The 18,963-nt window shown below is 74.7% G+C and carries 13 protein-coding genes and 1 tRNA gene; 12 read left to right on the top strand and 2 right to left on the bottom strand.

All coding sequences use genetic code 11. The features are described 5' to 3' along the window. Window positions 1–59: 59 nt before the first annotated feature. The 8 genes from ACFY8W_RS17635 to ACFY8W_RS17600 all read left to right on the top strand — a co-directional run bounded on the left by ACFY8W_RS17635 (window position 60) and on the right by ACFY8W_RS17600 (window position 13,147). The gene (locus tag ACFY8W_RS17635) at window positions 60–1,094 is read left to right on the top strand and encodes an ATP-binding cassette domain-containing protein (protein WP_391105806.1); all 1,035 of its coding nucleotides are present in this window, start codon (window positions 60–62) and stop codon (window positions 1,092–1,094) included. Then, window positions 1,091–1,873, top strand: a complete 783-nt coding sequence (locus ACFY8W_RS17630; protein ID WP_391105804.1) for an ABC transporter permease — start codon at window positions 1,091–1,093, stop codon at window positions 1,871–1,873. The genes ACFY8W_RS17635 and ACFY8W_RS17630 overlap by 4 nt, the downstream gene beginning before the upstream one ends. 10 nt (window positions 1,874–1,883) lie before the next feature. Then, window positions 1,884–2,678, top strand: coding sequence for an ABC transporter permease (locus ACFY8W_RS17625; RefSeq protein ID WP_391105802.1), 795 nt, complete (start codon window positions 1,884–1,886; stop codon window positions 2,676–2,678). A 276-nt stretch (window positions 2,679–2,954) separates the two neighbouring features. After that, the gene (locus ACFY8W_RS17620; protein ID WP_391105800.1) at window positions 2,955–3,152 is read left to right on the top strand and encodes a hypothetical protein; all 198 of its coding nucleotides are present in this window, start codon (window positions 2,955–2,957) and stop codon (window positions 3,150–3,152) included. Between the two features lie 262 nt (window positions 3,153–3,414). Next, window positions 3,415–6,252, top strand: coding sequence for a type I DNA topoisomerase (gene topA / locus ACFY8W_RS17615; protein ID WP_391105798.1), 2,838 nt, complete (start codon window positions 3,415–3,417; stop codon window positions 6,250–6,252). A gap of 236 nt (window positions 6,253–6,488) precedes the next feature. Then, window positions 6,489–9,806: a dTMP kinase gene (tmk, locus tag ACFY8W_RS17610; RefSeq protein ID WP_391105796.1), complete on the top strand. Its 3,318-nt coding sequence runs from the start codon at window positions 6,489–6,491 to the stop codon at window positions 9,804–9,806. A gap of 93 nt (window positions 9,807–9,899) precedes the next feature. Then, entirely contained in the window at window positions 9,900–10,706 is an 807-nt protein-coding gene (locus tag ACFY8W_RS17605) for an ATP-binding cassette domain-containing protein (RefSeq protein ID WP_391105794.1), read from the top strand. After that, window positions 10,703–13,147 (top strand): FtsX-like permease family protein, encoded by a 2,445-nt coding sequence (locus tag ACFY8W_RS17600; RefSeq protein ID WP_391105792.1) that lies wholly within the window; start codon window positions 10,703–10,705, stop codon window positions 13,145–13,147. Before ACFY8W_RS17605 ends, ACFY8W_RS17600 begins: the two co-directional genes overlap by 4 nt. Here ACFY8W_RS17600 and ACFY8W_RS17595 read toward each other — a convergent pair. Both ACFY8W_RS17595 and ACFY8W_RS17590 read right to left on the bottom strand, forming a co-directional pair. After that, entirely contained in the window at window positions 13,132–13,773 is a 642-nt protein-coding gene (locus tag ACFY8W_RS17595; RefSeq protein ID WP_391105790.1) for a LuxR C-terminal-related transcriptional regulator, read from the bottom strand. The genes ACFY8W_RS17600 and ACFY8W_RS17595 overlap by 16 nt on opposite strands. Then, entirely contained in the window at window positions 13,761–15,206 is a 1,446-nt protein-coding gene (locus tag ACFY8W_RS17590) for a histidine kinase (RefSeq protein ID WP_391105788.1), read from the bottom strand. The genes ACFY8W_RS17595 and ACFY8W_RS17590 overlap by 13 nt, the downstream gene beginning before the upstream one ends. Window positions 15,207–15,366: 160 nt before the next feature. Between ACFY8W_RS17590 and ACFY8W_RS17585 the strand changes: the two genes are divergently transcribed. The 4 genes from ACFY8W_RS17585 to ACFY8W_RS17570 all read left to right on the top strand — a co-directional run bounded on the left by ACFY8W_RS17585 (window position 15,367) and on the right by ACFY8W_RS17570 (window position 18,649). Further along, window positions 15,367–15,540 (top strand): hypothetical protein, encoded by a 174-nt coding sequence (locus tag ACFY8W_RS17585; protein WP_391105786.1) that lies wholly within the window; start codon window positions 15,367–15,369, stop codon window positions 15,538–15,540. Between the two features lie 68 nt (window positions 15,541–15,608). Further along, on the top strand, window positions 15,609–16,811 hold the full coding sequence (locus ACFY8W_RS17580; protein ID WP_391105784.1) for a DNA polymerase III subunit delta': 1,203 nt from the start codon (window positions 15,609–15,611) through the stop codon (window positions 16,809–16,811). A 154-nt stretch (window positions 16,812–16,965) separates the two neighbouring features. Further along, window positions 16,966–18,501: an alpha/beta fold hydrolase gene (locus tag ACFY8W_RS17575; protein WP_391105782.1), complete on the top strand. Its 1,536-nt coding sequence runs from the start codon at window positions 16,966–16,968 to the stop codon at window positions 18,499–18,501. 74 nt (window positions 18,502–18,575) lie between these two features. Further along, window positions 18,576–18,649, top strand: a tRNA-Thr gene (locus ACFY8W_RS17570). The last annotated feature ends 314 nt before the right edge of the window (window positions 18,650–18,963 follow it).

The following is an 18,963-nucleotide window of genomic DNA, read 5'->3' as shown; positions in this document are numbered from 1 at the left end:
GATTCGGGGGCTCCCGAATCGTTCGCCGGGCAGGCGCCCGCGCTCGTACCGTCCGGCGCATGCTTGCGATCGAGGCGGACGCGCTGCGCCGCACCTACACCAGCCGGACCGGATGGCTCCGTCCGCGCCGTACCGGGACCGAGGCCGTGCGCGGGGTCACCTTCGACGTGGCCCCCGGGGAGCTGTTCGGGCTGCTCGGGCCGAACGGTGCCGGGAAGACCACCACCATCAAGATGCTCAACACCCTGCTCCTGCCGACCTCCGGCACGGCCCGGGTGTTCGGGCACGACGTGGCCCGCGAGCCCGTGGCCGTACGGCGGCGGATCGGATACGTCTTCGGCGGTGACCGCGGCCTGTACGAGCGGCTCAGCGCGCTCGACAACCTGCGCTACTTCGCCGAGCTGTACGGCGTCGAGGCCCGCGACCAGAAGCGCCGCATCGCCGAACTCCTCGACCTGGTCGGCCTCGCCGGCCGTGAGCGGGAGCGCGTCGAGGGCTACTCGCGCGGCATGCGGCAGCGGCTCCACATCGCCCGCGGGCTGCTGCACCGCCCCGACGTGCTGTTCCTCGACGAGCCGTCCATCGGCGTCGACCCCGTCGCCGCCCGCGACCTGCGCCGCACCGTCGCCGGCCTAGCGGCCGCGGGCACCACCGTGCTGCTCACCACGCACTACATGGCCGAGGCCGACGAACTGTGCGACCGCATCGCCGTCATCGCGGGCGGACGGATCCGGGCCCTGGGCACGCCCGAGAGCCTGAAGGCCCGGGTCGGGGACCTGGACGTCCTGGAGTTCGAGGTGTACGGCGTGGACGAGGACCTGCTCGGCCGGGTCCGCAGGATCCCCGGCGTACGCGGCGCCGCCGTCGAGGAGCGCGGGACGGCACAGGCCCTCACCGTGCGGAGCGACCGCGGCGCGGAACCGCACGCGCAGGTCCTCGCGGCGCTCGACGGCGTGCGCGTCGGACGGGTCGTCAGCCGCGAACCGTCCCTGGAGGACGCCTACATCGCGATCGTGGAGGACGCGGCCCGGCGCGGTGCCACGGACGAGACGGAGCCGGAAGCGGAGTCGCAGGCGCGGGAGGCGGTCGCGTGATCAGAGCCCCGCGGCTGCTGCGGCTCGTCGTCGTCGGCGTGCGCACGCACGTCTCGTACATGTCGCGCTCGCCGATCGAGATCACCTTCGCCGTGCTCGTCCCGCTCGTCTACGCCACCCTCGCCGTCTACCTGTTCCGTGCGGCCGGCGACCCCGACCGGCTGCTCACCGCCTCCGTCGGCGCCGGACTCATGGGCATCTGGGGCTCGGTGCTCTTCGGCTCGGGCGGCGCCGTGCAGAACCAGCGCTGGCTCGGCACCCTGGAGACCCTGGTCGCCGCACCGACCCCGCTCGCGCTCGTGCTGCTGCCGATCACCCTCGCGACCGCCGTCATCGGCACGTACGCGATGGGCGCGACGGTGCTGTGGGGCGTGGTCCTCTTCGGGGTGCCGCTGGACTTCGCGCACCCGCTGCTCTTCCTGCTCGCCGTGCCGGTCTGCGTGCTCGCCCTCGGGATGACGGGGCTGCTGCTCGCCGCCACCTTCGTCCTGCTGCGCAACGCCAACGCCCTGGCCAACCCGCTCGACACGCCCGTGTGGCTGCTGTCCGGCCTGCTCGTGCCGGTCACCGTGCTGCCCGCCTGGACGCACCCGATCTCCTGGGCGCTGCCCACCACCTGGGGCGCGCGGGCCGTCCACGCGGCGACCTCCGGCGGTGACGTGCTCACGCCGCTGCTCGCCGCCGTGGGCCTCGGCACCGCCTACGCCCTGGCCGCCGTCCTCGTCCTCGGCCGGGTGGAGCGCCGGGCGCGCGCGGCCGCGACCCTCGCCCTCGCCTGAAAGGCCCGCCGTGCTGTTCCGTTTCCTCTCCTCCGCGCGGCTCGTCCTCGTCGGCGGAGCCATCTCGTACCGCGCCCTGTTCAACTGGACGACGCCGCCCATGTTCATCGGAACGCTGCTGGTCGGTCCGCTCCTTCAGGTTTTCTTCTTCGTCTTCCTCGGGCGGGAACTCGGGGTCGCCGACGACCGTTTCCATCTCGTCGGCAACGCCGTGCTCGCAGCTTCCGCCTCCTGCGTGTACGGCGGCACGATGGCCGTCGCCAACGAGCGCCGGTACGGCACCCTCGGGGCCGTCCTGCTCTCGCCCCGGCACCGGGTCCCGCTGTGGGCGGGTCGCGCTCTGCCGTACGTCCTCAACGGGCTGCTCGTCAGCGCGTTCGTGCTCGCCGCCGCCGCGACCGTGCTCGGGCTGCCCCTCCCGGTGGAGGCGCTGCCCGGACTCGCCCTGGTCCTGCTCGCCGGAGCCGCCGCCTGCTCGACGTTCGGGCTCGCGCTCGGGGCGTTCGGGCTGCGCTTCCGCGACGTGTTCCTGGTGTCGAACGTGGCGAGCTCGGCACTGCTCCTCCTGACGGGCGCCGCCGTGCCCCGGGACACCCTGCCCGGCTGGATGCGCACCACCGGGGAGCTGCTGCCGCTGACCCACGCGGCCGATGCGGCGCGCCGCCTCACCGCGGGCGGCGGCCTCGACGGGCGGCTGCTCGGGACCGAGCTGCTGGTCGGTGCCGGGTACGCGGTCCTCGCGGTCTCGCTGCTCGCGGTCTTCGAGCGGGGCAGCCGGCGCCGCGCCACGCTCGACGTGATGTGAGAGGCGCGCGGCGAGGGATGTGAGGCGAGGGGCGGAAGGTGGGAGACGCGAGGTGAGGGATGCGAGGGGCGTGATGTGAGCGACACCCCGACGTGAGGGAGGTGATGTGAGCGACGTGACGAAAGAAGAGGGGAGGAAGAAGGACTACCGGCCATCCTCGTGAAACCGTTCGGGACCGATCGCGCCGTTCACCGGGAATTCGCCCTGATGACGCCGGAAGGTGCCAGCCTCGGCTCCGGGGCCGAAAAGCCATGGGCGAGGGAACGGGGTACGGGCATGGAGAGCGGGCCGGCGATCTTCGCGGGAACGGCGTTCACGCTGTTCGGAGCCGCGCTGCTGCTCTGGACGGGCGTCCGCGTGCGACACGGCGAGCCCGTCGCGCTCGGCGTCGCGCCGCGCACCGCCGCAGCCCTCACGACCCTCTTCGGGACCGGCTTCCTCCTCCTCGGGATCTGGTGCTTCGGGCGGCTGTGACGCGGGCCCGGCCGGATGGACGCCCGGGCCCGTCCGGGAGTCCGGGCGGCAGGAAGGGCAGGAGTCGGGTTACCGTTCGAGTGGCCGTTGCGGGCTTTCGCCGTTTGACACGGGGGCGGGTTGTACCGTCACACTCCGCAGCGACGACAGCGTCACCGTCCGTGTCGCTGCCGTGCGTGCCAGCGCAGCCCGTACGCAGTGCGTCGTACGGTCGCAGTACGCAGTACGTGCCAGAGAGCGTCGACCGGAGAGAAGAGCGAAGTTGTCCCCGACCAGCGAGACCGCACAGGGCGGCCGCCGACTCGTCATCGTCGAGTCGCCTGCCAAGGCGAAGACGATCAAGGGCTACCTCGGCCCCGGCTACGTCGTCGAGGCGAGCGTCGGGCACATCCGCGACCTCCCGAGCGGCGCCGCCGAGGTGCCCGAGAAGTACACGGGCGAGGTGCGCCGTCTCGGCGTCGACGTCGATCATGACTTCGCGCCCATCTACGTCGTCAACGCCGACAAGAAGGCCCAGGTCAGGAAGCTCAAGGAGCTGCTCGCCGAGTCGGACGAGCTCTTCCTCGCCACCGATGAGGACCGCGAGGGCGAGGCCATCGCGTGGCACCTCCAGGAGGTCCTGAAGCCCAAGGTCCCCGTCCACCGGATGGTCTTCCACGAGATCACCAAGGACGCCATCCAGCAGGCCGTGCGCAACCCGCGCGAGCTCAACAAGCGGATGGTCGACGCCCAGGAGACCCGCCGCATCCTCGACCGCCTCTACGGCTACGAGGTCTCGCCGGTCCTCTGGAAGAAGGTCATGCGCGGCCTGTCCGCCGGCCGCGTCCAGTCCGTCGCCACCCGGCTCGTCGTCGAGCGCGAGCGCGAGCGCATCGCCTTCCGCTCCGCCGAGTACTGGGACCTCACCGGCACCTTCTCCACCGGCCGAGCCGGCGACCCCTCCGACCCGTCGTCCCTGGTCGCGCGGCTCGCGACGGTCGACGGCAAGCGGGTCGCGCAGGGCCGTGACTTCGGCGCCGACGGGCAGCTGAAGACCACGAACGTGCTGCACCTCGACGAGGAGAAGGCCCGCGCGCTGGCCGCCTCCCTCGCCGGCACCCGCTTCTCCGTGCGCTCGGTCGAGTCGAAGCCGTACCGCCGCTCCCCGTACGCGCCGTTCCGCACGACCACCCTCCAGCAGGAGGCCAGCCGCAAGCTCGGCTTCGGTGCGAAGGCGACCATGCAGGTGGCGCAGAAGCTGTACGAGAACGGCTTCATCACCTACATGCGTACGGACTCCACGGTGCTGTCCGACACCGCCGTGTCGGCGGCCCGCGCCCAGGTCACGCAGCTGTACGGCGCCGACTACCTGCCGGAGAAGCCCCGCGTCTACGCGGGCAAGGTCAAGAACGCCCAGGAGGCGCACGAGGCGATCCGGCCTTCGGGTGATCGTTTCCGCACCCCGGCGGAGACCGGTCTGACCGGCGACCAGTTCCGGCTCTACGAGCTGATCTGGAAGCGGACCGTCGCCTCCCAGATGAAGGACGCGACCGGCAACTCGGTCACCGTCAGGATCGGTGGCACCGCCGCCGACGGCCGCGACGCCGAGTTCACGGCCTCCGGCAAGACGATCACCTTCCACGGCTTCATGAAGGCCTACGTCGAGGGCGCCGACGACCCGAACGCGGAGCTCGACGACCGCGAGCGGCGCCTGCCGCAGGTCGCCGAGGGCGACGCGCTCGCCGCCGAGGAGATCACCGCCGACGGCCACGCGACCAAGCCGCCGGCCCGCTACACCGAGGCCAGCCTGGTCAAGGAGCTCGAAGAGCGCGAGATCGGCCGTCCGTCGACGTACGCCTCGATCATCGGCACCATCCTCGACCGGGGCTACGTCTTCAAGAAGGGCACGGCCCTCGTGCCGTCCTTCCTGTCCTTCGCCGTGGTCAACCTCCTGGAGAAGCACTTCGGTCGGCTCGTCGACTACGACTTCACCGCCAGGATGGAGGACGACCTCGACCGCATCGCGCGCGGCGAGGCCCAGTCGGTGCCGTGGCTGAAGCGTTTCTACTTCGGCGAGGGCGGCGCCGAGGGCTCCGGTGCGGCCGACGCCGGCAACGGCGACGGCGACCACCTCGGCGGCCTGAAGGAGCTCGTCACCGACCTCGGCGCGATCGACGCCCGGGAGATCTCCTCCTTCCCCGTCGGCGAGGGCATCGTGCTGCGCGTCGGCCGCTACGGCCCGTACGTCGAGCGCGGCGAGAAGGACCAGGAAGGCCACCAGCGCGCCGACGTGCCCGGTGACATGGCGCCGGACGAGCTGACCGTCGCCTACGCCGAGGAGCTGCTCGCCAAGCCGAGCGGCGACTTCGAGCTGGGCCCCGACCCGGTCAGCGGCAACATGATCGTCGCCAGGGACGGCCGCTACGGCCCGTACGTCACCGAGATCCTGCCCGAGGACACCCCGAAGACCGGCAAGAACGCGGTCAAGCCGCGTACCGCCTCGCTCTTCAAGTCGATGTCGGTCGACACGGTGACCCTCGAGGAGGCGCTCAAGCTGATGTCGCTGCCGCGCGTCGTCGGCACCGATGCCGAGGGCGTCGAGATCACCGCGCAGAACGGCCGCTACGGCCCGTACCTGAAGAAGGGCACGGACTCGCGCTCCCTGACGGACGAGGAGCAGCTGTTCACGATCACGCTGGAAGAGGCGCTGGCGATCTACGCCCAGCCCAAGCAGCGTGGCCGGGCCGCCGCCAAGCCCCCGCTGAAGGAGCTCGGCACCGACCCCGTCAGCGAGAAGCCCGTGGTGGTCAAGGACGGCCGTTTCGGCCCGTACGTGACGGACGGCGAGACCAACGCCACCCTGCGCACCGGCGACAGCGTGGAGACGATCACGCCCGAGCGCGGCTACGAGCTGCTCGCCGAGAAGCGGGCCAAGGGCCCCGCGAAGAAGGCGGCCAAGAAGGCGCCCGCGAAGAAGACCGCCGCCAAGAAGACGGCGGCCAAGAAGACGACGGCGGCCAAGACGACGGCGGCGAAGAAGACCACCGCCGCCAAGAAGACCACGACGGCGAAGAAGACGACCGCCGCCGCCAAGAAGACGGCGGCCGCGAAGCCGGAGTGACGCGGTCCGGAGTGACGCGGTGACGTTCCCGGTCGGGAGCCCGGTCGGGAGCCCGGTCGGGAGCCCGGTCGGGAGCCCGGTCGGGAGCCCGGTCAGGAGCCCGGTCGGGAACGATCTCCGGCCGGAGTGACGCTCGTGACACCGCGGGGAGGGCAGGGGCCACGGCGCCTGCCCTCCCCGCTTCTTTGTTCGGGCGAAGGCCACGGGGAGCAAGGCCGTCCGGATAGGGTGGACGGATGACGCGAGCAGAGCAGCCAGACACCGACGCCGCACTCGTCGCCGATTCCCGGGAGCGTGCCGTACGGGCCCTCTTGCGCCATCAGCCCCTGCGGAGGCTGTGGAGCGCACAGTTCGTCGGCGGCACGGGCGACGCCCTCGCCCTCCTCGTCCTGGTGCTGCTCGGTCTCCAGGCCTCCTTCCTCAGTGGCGCGCTCGGCGGCGGATACCGGGGCGCCGCGCTCGCCGTCGCCGCCGTCATCGGCGTACGGATGGTCGCGGCGGTCCTCTTCGGCGCCGTCCTGCTCGGCCCGCTCACCGCGCTGACCGGGCCCGGCGGCCCGCTCGACCGCCGCTGGACCATGATCGGCGCCGACGCCGCACGGCTCGCGCTGCTCGTCGTCGCCCCGCTGTGGATCGACTGGACCCCCGACAGCGCGCTCTGGTTCGTGCTCGGCACCGTCTTCGTCGCCGGCGCGGCGGAGCGCCTGTGGACCATCGCCAAGGAGGGCGCGGCGCCCGCGCTGCTGCCCGCCCCGCCGATCGAGGGCGAGGCCGTCCGGCCGCTGCCGGACCACCTCGGCGCGCTGCGCACGCTCAGCCTGCGCACCGGGTTCCTGGCCGTCCCCGCGGCCGCCGTCGTCCTGCTGCTCGCGACGCTCGTGGGCAACCTGCTCGGCAGCGGCATCGAGTGGTTCGGCGAGCACCAGGCCGCCCTCGGCTCGTACGTCGCCGCCGGCCTGTTCTCGGCGTCGGTCTCCGTCCTGTGGTTCCTCGAGCTGCCCGGCGGCCACACCCCGCGGCCCCGCTCGCCCCTGGAGGGCCTGCGCCGCCCGACCAGCGGCGGTCAGGGCCCCGAGAAGGGCCGCACCGGCGCGCTCGGGCTGATCGTGCTCGCCTCCGCGACCGTCGCCGGCGCCATCGCGGCCGCCGCGGCGGTCGCCGTGCTCCACGCGTACGACCTGGGCGGCGGGCCCGTCACGTACGCCCTGCTGATCCTCGCGCTCAGCGGCGCCACCGCCGTCGGCATCCGCACCGCCGGATCCGTCCTCACCGTGCTCTCGCGCCGCCGACTGCTCGCGCTCGCGGTCGCCGTCACCGGTATCGCGCTGCTCGCGATGGGCCTGGTGCCCGACACCGCGACCGTGCTCGCGCTCGCCGCCCTCGCCGGTTACGCCGCCGGAGTCGCCGCCCGTACCGGGCACAGCCTCGCCGACCAGGAGACCGAGGAGGCCCGCAGGCCCCGCGTCACCGAGCACCTCCAGGCCGTCGCGCGCGTCGGCATGGGCATCGGCGCGCTCGGCGCGCCCCTGCTCGCCGCCGCGATCGGCCCGCACCGGCTCGCCTCCGGCAGCTTCGTCTTCGCCCACGGCGGCGCCGCCTTCACCCTGATGCTGGTCGGCGCGCTGCTGCTGCCGGTCGCCGCGCTCGTCCTCGCCAAGACCGACGACCGCTCCGGAGTCCCGCTCCGCCGCGACCTGCGCGACGCGCTGCGCGGCGGAGACCCGGCCCAGGCGCCCGCGTCGACCGGCTTCTTCATCGCCCTGGAGGGCGGCGACGGCGCCGGCAAGTCCACGCAGGTCGAGGCGCTCGCCGAGTGGATCCGCGCCAAGGGTCACGAGGTCGTCGTCACCCGCGAGCCCGGCGCCACGCCGATCGGCAAGCGGCTCCGCTCGATCCTGCTCGACGTGTCGTCGGCGGGCCTCTCGAACCGCGCCGAGGCGCTGCTCTACGCGGCCGACCGCGCCGAGCACGTCGACTCGCTGGTCCGGCCCGCCCTGGAGCGCGGCGCGGTGGTGATCTCCGACCGGTACATCGACTCGTCCGTCGCCTACCAGGGCGCGGGCCGCGACCTGTCCCCGACCGAGATCGCCCGCATCAACCGCTGGGCCACCGGTGGGCTCGTCCCGCACCTGACCGTGCTCCTCGACGTCTCCCCGGAGACCGCCCGCGAGCGCTTCACCGAGGCGCCCGACCGGCTCGAGTCCGAGCCGCCCGAGTTCCACGCGCGCGTGCGGGCCGGTTTCCTCGCCCTCGCCGCCGGCGACCCCGGCCGCTACCTCGTCGTCGACGCCGGCCAGGAGCCGGCCGCCGTCACCACCGTCGTACGCCACCGGCTCGACCGGATGCTGCCGCTCTCCGAGGCCGAGGTGAAGGCCCAGGAGGAGGCGCGGAAGAAGGCCGAGGAGGAGGCCCGGCGCAAGGCCGAGGAAGAGGCCGCCCGCAAGGCGGAGGAGGAGCGCCTGGAGCGCGAGCGCCAGGAGCAGCTCGCCAGGCTGCGCGCCGAGGAAGAGGCGCGCCGCAAGGCCGAGGAGGAAGAGGCCCGGCGTCTGGAAGCCGAGCGGCAGGCCGAGGAGGCCCGGCAGCGCGCCGAGGAGGCCCGGATCGCGGCCGAGGAGGAGCGCAAGCGGCGCGAGGCCGAGGAGAAGGCCCGCCGCGAGGAGGAGGAACGGCTCCGCAAGCAGGCCGAGGAGGAGGCCCGGCTGCGGGCCGAGGCCGAGGAGCGCCGCCAGGAGAAGCAGCGCAAGGCCGAGGAGGCCCTGCTCCGCGCCGAGGAGGCCCGCAGGCTCGCGGAGGCCGCGGCGGCCAAGGCGGCGGAGGAGGCCGCGGCGCGCAAGGCCGAGGAGGCTGCAGCTCGCCGGGCGGCGGAGGAGAAGGCCGCGGCGGAGCGCGCCGCGGCGGAGAAGGCGGCAGCCGAGCGTGCGGCCGCGGAGAGGGCAGCCGCCGAGAAGTCCGCGGCCGAGAAGGCCGCCGCTGAGCGTGCCGCCGCCGAGAAGGCGGATGCGGAGCGGAAGGCGGAGGCCGCGCGCCGGGCCGCCGAGGCGAAGGCCCTGGAGGAGTCGGCGAACGAGATCACGGTGGCGACGCCGATCGTGCAGCCGGACGCGCAGTCGGACGGGAAGCCGGACCCGCGGTCGGGCGCGAAGCCCGTCGCCGAGCCGGACGACGCGCCGACCGTGTCGCCGAACGAGATCACCGTCCCGACCCCGGTCGTGCGGCTCGACCAGGAGACCACGGTCATCCCGCGGATCCGGGAGACCGGGCCCCGCGAGGTCGACGAGACGGCCGTGCTGCCGGCCGTCCAGGGCGGGGACCCGGCCGACCGGGTGCCGCAGGGCTTCTTCCGCGACGAGCGGGACGAGCACGACGAGCGGGACGGGCCGGCGGGGTCGAACGACCGCACCCGTGAGCTGCCCCAGCTCGACGAGGAGGGCCGGCCCCGGCGCCGCTCCGACTGGGCCGAGGAGACCCCGCTCGACGACCTCCCGACCCTCGCGGACGAACTCCTCGGCTCCTTCGGTGACGAAGACGGGGACGACCGCAGGCGCCGCCGCTGAACCGGGCCCTGCCTGATGGTGGAGCCCGCTCCACCATCAGGCAGGGAGCCAGCGCCATACCGCTGTGACCTGCGGGTTCCTAGCGTGTACGGCATGTGGAACAGGAAACGGACAGAGGCAGGGGCGGCGTCGGCCGCGGCGACGGCACTCTCGCTCGACCGCGTCGGCCGGGTCCACGACGGCGGGACCGTGGCACTCGACGAGGTGAGCCTCGCCCTCCCGCGCGGCCGGTTCCTCGCGGTCATGGGCGGTTCCGGCTCCGGCAAGTCCACGCTGCTGCGCTGCGCCGCCGGGCTCGAGCGGCCCACCTCCGGGACGGTGCGGCTCGGGGACACGGACCTGGGACGGCTGAAGCCGGCCGCCCTGACCCGGCTGCGCCGCGACCGGATCGGCTTCGTGTTCCAGTCGCTGAACCTCGTGTCCGCGCTGACCGTGCGGGAGAACGTCGCCCTGCCGCTGCTCCTCGCGGGCACCCCGGACGACGGCGGCCGCGCCCTCGCCGGGCTCGCGGCCGTCGGACTCGCCGACCGGGCGGACGACCCGCCCGGCACGCTCTCCGGCGGCCAGCAGCAGCGGGTCGCGATCGCCCGGGCCCTCGTCACCGAACCCGAGGTGGTCTTCGCCGACGAGCCGACCGCCGCGCTCGACCCGGTCACCGCGGCCGAGGTCCTGGCACTGCTGCGGCGGACCGTCGACGAGTACGGCCGCACGGTCGTCCTCGTCACCCACGACCCGGCCGCGGCCGCCTGGGCCGACGAGGCGGTGTTCCTCGACCGGGGCCGCCTCGTCGAACGCCTGCGGCACCCGGACGCCGACCGGGCCCGGGCCGTTCTCGGGGCCCACGCGCGCGTGGCGACGGACCGCGCGACGGCCGGCGCGGCCGCGGCGGTGGCGCGGTGAACCCCGGCGTGGAACTGCTGGCCCGCCGCTCCCTGAGGGCGCACCGCCGGGCGTGGGCGGCCGTCTTCGCCGCCGTCGCCCTCGTGTCCGCCCTGCTCGGCGCCCTCGCGCTCGCCGCGGGCTCCATGGGTCTCGGCCACGCGCGCGTGGAGCGGTACGCGGCCGCGGCCGTCGTCGTCGCCGGCGACCAGGAGGTCCGCTTCACCCACGAGCCGTGGGGGAGCGAACCGCAGACCGCCACGGCCGGCCTGACCGAGCGGGTCAGGGTGCCCGCCGCGGCCGCCGACGCGCTGCGCGGCCTGCCGGGTGTACGCGCGGTCGTGCCCGACGACGCGTTCCCCGTACGGGAGGGCGCCGGGTCCGCGGTACGGCGGCTCACCGGGCGGCCGTGGGAGGCGGCCGGGCTCGGCGGGTACGGGCTGACCGCCGGGCGGGCTCCCGGCGCGCCCGGCGAGGTCGTCGCCGGAACCGGACTCGGCGCCCGGATCGGCCAGGACGTCGCCGGACACCGGGTCGTCGGCCTCGCCGAGGGACCCGCCACGCTGTACTTCGGCACCGCGGAGGCCCGACGGCTGGCCGGGCACCCCGGCACGTACGACGCGATCGGCATCCTCGGTGACCCCGGCGTCCCCGTGGACACCCTCCACGCGCGCGTGCGGCAGGCCCTCGACTCGGCACCCGGGACGGGCGGCCAGCGCCTGCGGGCCCTCACCGGTGACGGCCGAGGCGCGGCCGAGGACTTGCGGGCCCTGCCCGCGCGCGACGAACTGCTCCAGCTCCTCGCGGCCGTGACCGGGACCGTCGTCCTGGTCACCGTCCTCGTCCTCACCTCGCTGGTCGCCCAGGCCCTCGCCCAGCGCGCCCCCGAACGCGCGCTGCTGCACGCGATCGGCGCCTCGCCCCGGCAGGTCCGGGCCGCCGTCGGCCGCGAGCTGATGTGGGTGGCGGGCACGGCGTCGGCGCTCGGCGCGCTCGGAGCCGTACCGGCGTTCCTGCTGCTCTGGCCGGCGCTGCGCGGCTCCCTGCCGTCGGCGCTGGTGCTCCCCACACCTCCGTGGCTGTTCGCCGCCGTCCTCGTGACGGCCGGTCTCGCGCTGGGCCTGGCCCGCCTGGTCGTGCCGTTCGCGACGGCGCAGCCGCGGCGTCCGGCGCGCGGGCCCGGCCGCGGCGGCCGGTCAGGGGCGGTGCGGCGAGGATTCGGCGTGGCCATGCTGGTCCTGGGCGCCGGGTCGGCCGGGACGGCCACGTTGCAGAAGGGGGAGGCCGCCGGGATGGCGGCGGGGGCCGCGACCGTCACACTGGTCGCCGGGTGCGCTCTGCTCGGGCCGTGGATCGCGGCGGCGGCCATGCGGGTGGCCGGACCGGTGCTGCGGCGTTACGGCGGCGCGGCCGGGCACCTCGTGGCGGCCGGTGCGGTCGCCCGGTCGCGGCAGCTCGGGGCGGCGCTCACCCCCGTCGTCCTGGTCACCGCCTTCGCGACCGTGCAGCTCGCGGCCGGGGCCACCGCCGACCGGGCCGGAGCCGAGCAGGCGCGGGCGGCGACGGTCGCCCCGTCCGAGCTCGCCGGCCCCTCCTCGGCCGAGGTCCGGCGGATGCCCGGGGTGACGGCGGCGACCGACGTGCTGCGGTCCACGGTGGTCCTCGCCCGAACCGAGGCGGGTTCGCCCCGGCTCGACCGGCTGCCCGTGCTCGGCGTGGACGCCGGGGGACTGCCCGGCACGCTCGACCCGCGGGTCGTCGCCGGGGACCTCGCGGGCCTGGCCCGTACCGGCACGGTCGCGGTCGGCGCCGACCGCGCCGCGTCCCTCGGCGTGGGCCCCGGATCGACGGTCGAGCTGCGGCTCGGCGACGGGACACCGCGCACCCTCACCGTCGTCGCCGTCTACGAGCGGTCCCTCGCGCTCGGCGAGTTCCTGCTGCCGCGCGCCGAACTGGCCCCGCACATGACGGACCCGACCCCCGCGCGCGTGCTGCTGTCCGGGCCCGGCGCCGCCCGGATCCCGGGGGCCAGGGCCCAGCCCGAGCCGGAACGGGTGACGCCGGACGCGGCCGAGGCGGGCGTCCTGCTGTCGGTGGCGGTCGTCGGCGCGATCGGCGCGCTCACCGTCCTGTCCGTGCTCAGCACCCTCCGTCTCGCCGCGGCCGGCCGCCGGGCGGAGCTCGCCCTCCTCCACCACGTCGGCGCCTCGGCCCGTCAGCTGCGCGGCATGCTCCACCTCGAAGCCGGTTTCCTGGCCGGCACCGGTCTTCTCCTGGGCACGGCGGTCGCCGCCCTGCCCCTCGCGGCCTTCAGCTGGTCCCTCACCGCCGGCCCGCCCCACCTGCCTCCCGCCCAGGCGGCCCTGATCGCGGGCACGGTCGTGGTCACGGCATACGCGGGGGTCCTCGGGGTCACGCGAGGAGCGGGCGGGGGCGGGCGGCGGGGTCAGGCGTCGAGGTAGGCCAGGACCGCGAGGACACGGCGGTGACCGCTGTCGCTCGGCGGGAGGGCCAGCTTCGCGAAGACGTTGCCGACGTGCTTGTGCACCGCCCGCTCGGTCACCACCATCGTGCGGGCGATCGTCGCGTTGTCGTGCCCCTGGGCCATCAGCTCCAGGCACTCCCGCTCGCGCGGTGTCAGGGAGTCCAGGGGGTCGTCGCGCCGGCGGGCCATCAGCTCGGTGACGACCTCCGGGTCGAGGGCGGTGCCGCCGGACGCGACGCGTTCGAGGGCGTCCAGGAACTCGTCCACCCGTCCCACCCGGTCCTTCAGGAGGTAGCCGACGCCCCGGGCGCCGCCGCCGAGCAGCTCGGCGGCGTAGGTCTCCTCCACGTACTGCGACAGCACGAGGACCGGCAGGTCCGGCAGCGCGGCACGGGCCGCGAGCGCCGCCCGCAGCCCCTCGTCGCGGAAGCCCGGCGGCAGGCGTACGTCGAGGACGGCGGCGTCCGGCCGTTGCTCCAGGAGCAGGGGGAGGATCTCGGGGCCGGTCGCCGCCACCCCGGCCACCTCGTGGCCGGCCGACGTCAGCAGCAGGACCAGACCCTCCCTGAGGAGGGCGTTGTCCTCGGCGATCACCACACGCACGGAAGCTCCACTTCGATCACGGTCGGGCCCCCTACGGGGCTGGTGAGTCGTACGGTCCCGTCGAGCGCGGCGACCCGCCGACGCAGGCCGATCAGCCCGGAGCCGCCGCTCTCGCCCCGCTCGGCGCCGCCTCGGCCCTCGTCGCGCACGACGGCGCGCAGCCCGGTCGGGACCTTCTCCAGCCGTACGCACGCGCGCGTGGCGCCGCTGTGCTTGGCGGCGTTGGTCAGCGCCTCCGCGACGGCGAAGTACGCGGCGGCCTCGACGGCGGCCGGGGCCCGGACGCCGTCCGGGGCCGGGTTCGCGGCGGGGATCGGGGGCCTGTTCGGGGACCCGTTCACGGGCCGGTCCGCCGCCGCGGCCGCGGCCAGGCGAACCGGTCCGCCCGGAGCTCCGTCCGTCGACCGGCCCGCCGGCCTCACCGTGGCGGTGTCAGGTGCGCGGCCCGGGCCGACCACGGTCTCCTGTGCGCGGTCCGGGCCGACCGCGGTGTCCGGTGTGCGGTCCGGGCCGATCGCGGTCTTCTGTGCACGGTCCGGGCCGACCGCGGTCTCCTGTGCGCGGTCCAGGCCCACCACGGTGACCGTGACCTCCAGGCCGCTGCTCGCCGCGAGCGCCCGTACCGCGCCGGTGAGACCCCGGTCGGTCAGGATCGGCGGATGGATGCCCCGCACGACGTGCCGCAGTTCGGCGAGCGCCTGCTCGGCCTGGTCCTGGGCGTCGTCGAGCAGTCTGCGAGCGGCCGCCGGATCGGAGTCGTAGGCCCGCCGGGCCAGACCGATCCGCATGGACAGCGCCACCAGCCGCGCCTGCGCCCCGTCGTGCAGGTCGCGCTCGATCCGGCGCAGCTCCGCGCCGTGAGCGGCGACCGCGCCCGCCCGGGTCGCGGTCAGCTGCTCGATACGGGCGGCGAGCGCCGCGTCCCGGGTGGCGGACGGCGCGGGCGCGAGGAGCACGCGCGACCAGTCGGCCGCCAGGTCGGCGAGCCGCCCGACCAGCGGCAGGGCGACCGGCCGCCGCCCGGCGAGTCCGCACCACACGCCGTCGACGATCAGGGCCGGGAGCCACAGGACCATGGCCCCGTACATGAGGAGCAGGCCGTACAGCAGCTGCAGCACGAGCCAGCGCAGGTCCCCGTAGGTGGACGGGTCGGCGAGCGCCGTGCGTACGCGTGCGGGCAGCGGGCCGTCGAGCGGCAGGTACGCCTCCGGGACGGGCACCCCGGACCGGTCGGCGCTGCGGCGGCGCTCCCAGCCGGCGATCCGGCGCAGCAGGAGCACGCTCTCGGGCAGGACGCCGGCGCCGATCACGGTGAGCGTGAGGACGGCGGTGAAGAGGGCGACGCCGATCATCAGGTAGCAGAGGAGCGAGATGGCGGCGCCCAGCGCCAGGTGGAGCGTCGCCCTTCCGGCTTCCTTGATCGACTCGCGCATGCGCCCAGGCTAGGTGACGGGCGGCGCCGCGGCGGTGGAGCGGGCTACACCATGGGTCCGGGAGTGCGCACCGCTGTGCGGGCGGCCGCGGACGGGGAGCATCGAGGACGTCACCGGAACTGATGCCGGAACACTTCGTCCCCTTCCCCGGAGGTCTCCCATGCGGTCCCTGCTCTGGCTCCTGCTCGCCGTCGCCGTCGTCGCCAACGTCTTCGTCGGCACCTTCTCCGACCTCACCGGAGCCGCCGAGGTCGCCGCAAGCGTCAGCACGGGCGTCGTCGTCATCGGTTCGGCCGTGGGCCTCTGGCTCACCCGCTCGCGCAGCTCGGTGTGACGGCGCCCGGCCCGGCTGTCAGCGGGGTGCCCCACAATGGAGGGCGTACCTGAGGAGGGGCAGCAGACATGGCCGTATGGGACGACCTCGTGGGTCAGCCGCGGGTCGAGGAGCAGCTGGCCGCCGCCGCGCGCGACGCCGACGCGCTCGTGACCGCGCATGCCGCCGGCGAGCCCGCTCCCGAGGCGTCCAAGATGACGCACGCCTGGCTGTTCACCGGGCCTCCCGGGGCCGGGCGGGACACGGCTGCGCGGGCGTTCGCCGCGGCGCTGCAGTGCGTGAGCCCTGACCGGGCGCTGGGCGGCGCGCCGGGCTGCGGCTTCTGCGACGGCTGCCACACGGCCCTCGTGGGGACGCACGCCGACGTCGAGGTGGTGCGGACGGATCTGCTCTCCATCGGCGTGAAGGAGACCCGTGACCTGGTCCGGCGGGCCCAGCTGTCGCCCGCGGTCGGACGCTGGCAGGTCATCGTCCTGGAGGACGCGGACCGGCTCACCGAGGGCGCCGCGAACGTGCTCCTGAAGGCGGTGGAGGAGCCCGCGCCGCGCACGGTGTGGCTGCTCTGCGCGCCGTCGCTGGAGGACGTGCTGCCCACGATCCGCTCCCGCTGCCGGCACCTGACGCTGACCACGCCTTCGGTGGGCGCGGTCGCCGACGTGCTGATCCGCCGCGACGGTGTCGAGCCGGAGGTGGCGCACGCCGCCGCCCGGGCCACCCAGGGCCACATCGACCGCGCCCGGCGGCTCGCCACCGACGAGCGGGCGCGGGCCCGCCGCTCGGTCGTGCTGAAGCTGCCCCTGCGGGTCGGGGACGTCGGCGGCGGGCTGCGCGCGGCCCAGGAGCTGATCGACGCGGCGGCCGAGGACGCCAAGCAGGTCGCCGAGGAGATCGACGTCAAGGAGACCGAGGAGCTGAAGGCGGCGCTCGGCGCGGCCCAGGGCGGCCGGATGCCGCGGGGCACGGCCGGCGCGATGAAGGAGCTGGAGGAGCGCCAGAAGCGGCGCCGTACGCGGACCCAGCGCGACAGCCTGGACCTCGCGCTCTCCGACCTCACCGGCTTCTACCGCGACGTGCTCGCCCTGCAGCTGCGCGCGGCGACGCCCCTGGCCAACGAGGACGTGCGGGACTCCGTCGAGCAGATCGCCCGCGACACCGCGCCCGAGCGCACCCTGCGCCGGATCGAGGCGGTCCTCGCCTGCCGGGAGGCCCTCGACCGGAACGTGGCGCCGCTGCTCGCGGTCGAGGCGATGACGATGGCGCTGCGCGACTAGGCCGGCCCTTCCGGATCTCGGCAGGGTCCGCGGCGTTCCCGGCCCTGACCCGGAAGGAACGGCCTCGCGCCGGCACGACTCCGCCCGCGGAGTCGTCCACAGGCGGACAGGCCGGATTGGACACGGTACGTACTCGTGCCGATACGCTCCGGGAATGGACTCCCGGCGGTTGCTTCGTCATTCCGCCACCGCCCTCGCGGTCGGTGGCCTCGTCCTCTCCGGCTGTACGGAGGGCAGCGGCGTCGCCGCGCCCCCGCCGAGTCCGTCCGGCGCCGCGGGGCCGGCAGCGCTCGGCACGTACTACGGGCAGAAGGTGTCCTGGCGGGACTGCGGGGTCCCGGAGTTCCAGTGCGCCACCGTGCGGGTCCCGCTCGACTACGCGAAGCCCGACGGCGAGCGGGTCGAGCTCGCCGTGTCGCGGGCGAAGGCCACCGGCCCCGGGAAGCGGCTCGGCTCCCTCCTGGTGAACCCGGGCGGGCCCGGCGGCTCGTCCGTGGGCTACGTGGAGGGTTACGCGGGCATCGGCTACCCGGCCCCGGTCCGGGCGCGTTACGACATCGTGGGCGTCGACCCGCGCGGCGTGGCCCGCAGCGAGCCGGTCGAGTGCCTCACGGGCCCGCAGATGGACGCGTACACGCAGGTGGACGTGACGCCCGACAGCGCGGCCGAGCAGAACGCGCTGGCGGGCTCCTACAAGGGCTTCGCGGCGGCGTGCGAGAAGCGTTCGGGCAAGGTGCTGCCGCACGTCTCCACGGTGGAGGCGGCGCGGGACATGGACATCGTGCGGGCGGTGCTCGGCGACGAGAAGCTGACGTACGTGGGGGCCTCGTACGGCACGTTCCTGGGCGCCACGTACGCCGAGCTGTTCCCCGCACGCGTCGGACGGCTGGTACTCGACGGCGCGATGGACCCGTCGCTGACCGCGGAGCAGCTCAACCGCGAGCAGACGGCCGGCTTCGAGACCTCGATCAACGCCTTCGCCGCCGACTGCGTGAAGAAGACCGACTGCCCGCTCGGCACGGAGTCGGTCCCGGCGGCCCTCGACGCGCTGCGGGACTTCTTCCGCGCGACCGACGCCAAGCCGGTCCCGACCGGCGAGAGCCGGCAGCTGGGCGAGTCGCTCGCCACGACCGGCGTGATCGCCGCGATGTACGACGAGTCGGCCTGGCCACAGCTGCGGGAGGCGCTGACCCGCGCCATGGGCGGCGAGGGCTCGGCACTCCTGGCGCTGGCCGACACGTACTACGAGCGGGAGTCGGACGGCACGTACGCGAACCTGATGTCCGCGAACGCGGCCGTGAACTGTCTCGACCTCCCGCCCGCCTTCACCGGCCCGGCGTCCGTCGAGAAGGCGGTGCCGTCCTTCGAGAAGGCCTCCCCGGTCTTCGGCCGCAACCTCGCCTGGGCCGCCCTCAACTGCACCTACTGGCCCGCCCCGGCCACCGGCCGCCCCCACCGCATCACGGCCGAGGGCGCCGCCCCGATCGTCGTCGTCGGCACCACCCGCGACCCCGCCACCCCCTACAAATGGGCCCGCTCCCTCGCCGAGCAGCTCTCCTCCGGCACCCTCCTCACCTACGACGGCGACGGCCACACGGCGTACGGCCGGGGCAGCGACTGCATCGACACGGCGATCAACACCTACCTCCTGGACGGCACCCCGCCGCAGGACGGAAAGCGCTGCTCATAGGGGTGGTCAGAGCACTCCCGGAAACTGTGTAGACTTGGCGACGCTGCTGCACCCACCATGGGACGCACGGCGGCGCCGCCTTAGCTCAGTTGGCCAGAGCAACGCACTCGTAATGCGTAGGTCTCGGGTTCGAATCCCGAAGGCGGCTCAGATGGAACCCCAGGTCAGATCTTTCTGACCTGGGGTTTTCTGGTTCAACGGTTCCCCCATGGCGGCTAGAGTCGTTCGCCATGGGGGAACGGAACGTACAGATGAAGCGGTGCAAGCAGTGCCATCGGCCGCTCGAACGGTCCAGGTGGCGACGCCCGAAGCGGTTCTGCCGCCGATGGCACCAAGTTCGGTACTGGCTGGAGGAACTGGGCGACCTCGTGTTCGGCTAGCCGGCCGGACGCGTAGCCTTCCTCCGCCCGGAGCCATGCCCTCGCGCCGCCCCCGGGGTGCCCTCGCCGCTCCCCAAAACCT

It is taken from the genome of Streptomyces sp. NPDC012637, from assembly GCF_042954805.1.
Classification (GTDB): Bacteria; Actinomycetota; Actinomycetes; order Streptomycetales; family Streptomycetaceae; genus Streptomyces.
Note: the sequence above shows the minus strand (reverse complement) of the source record. Positions and strands in the feature narration are given on the sequence as shown.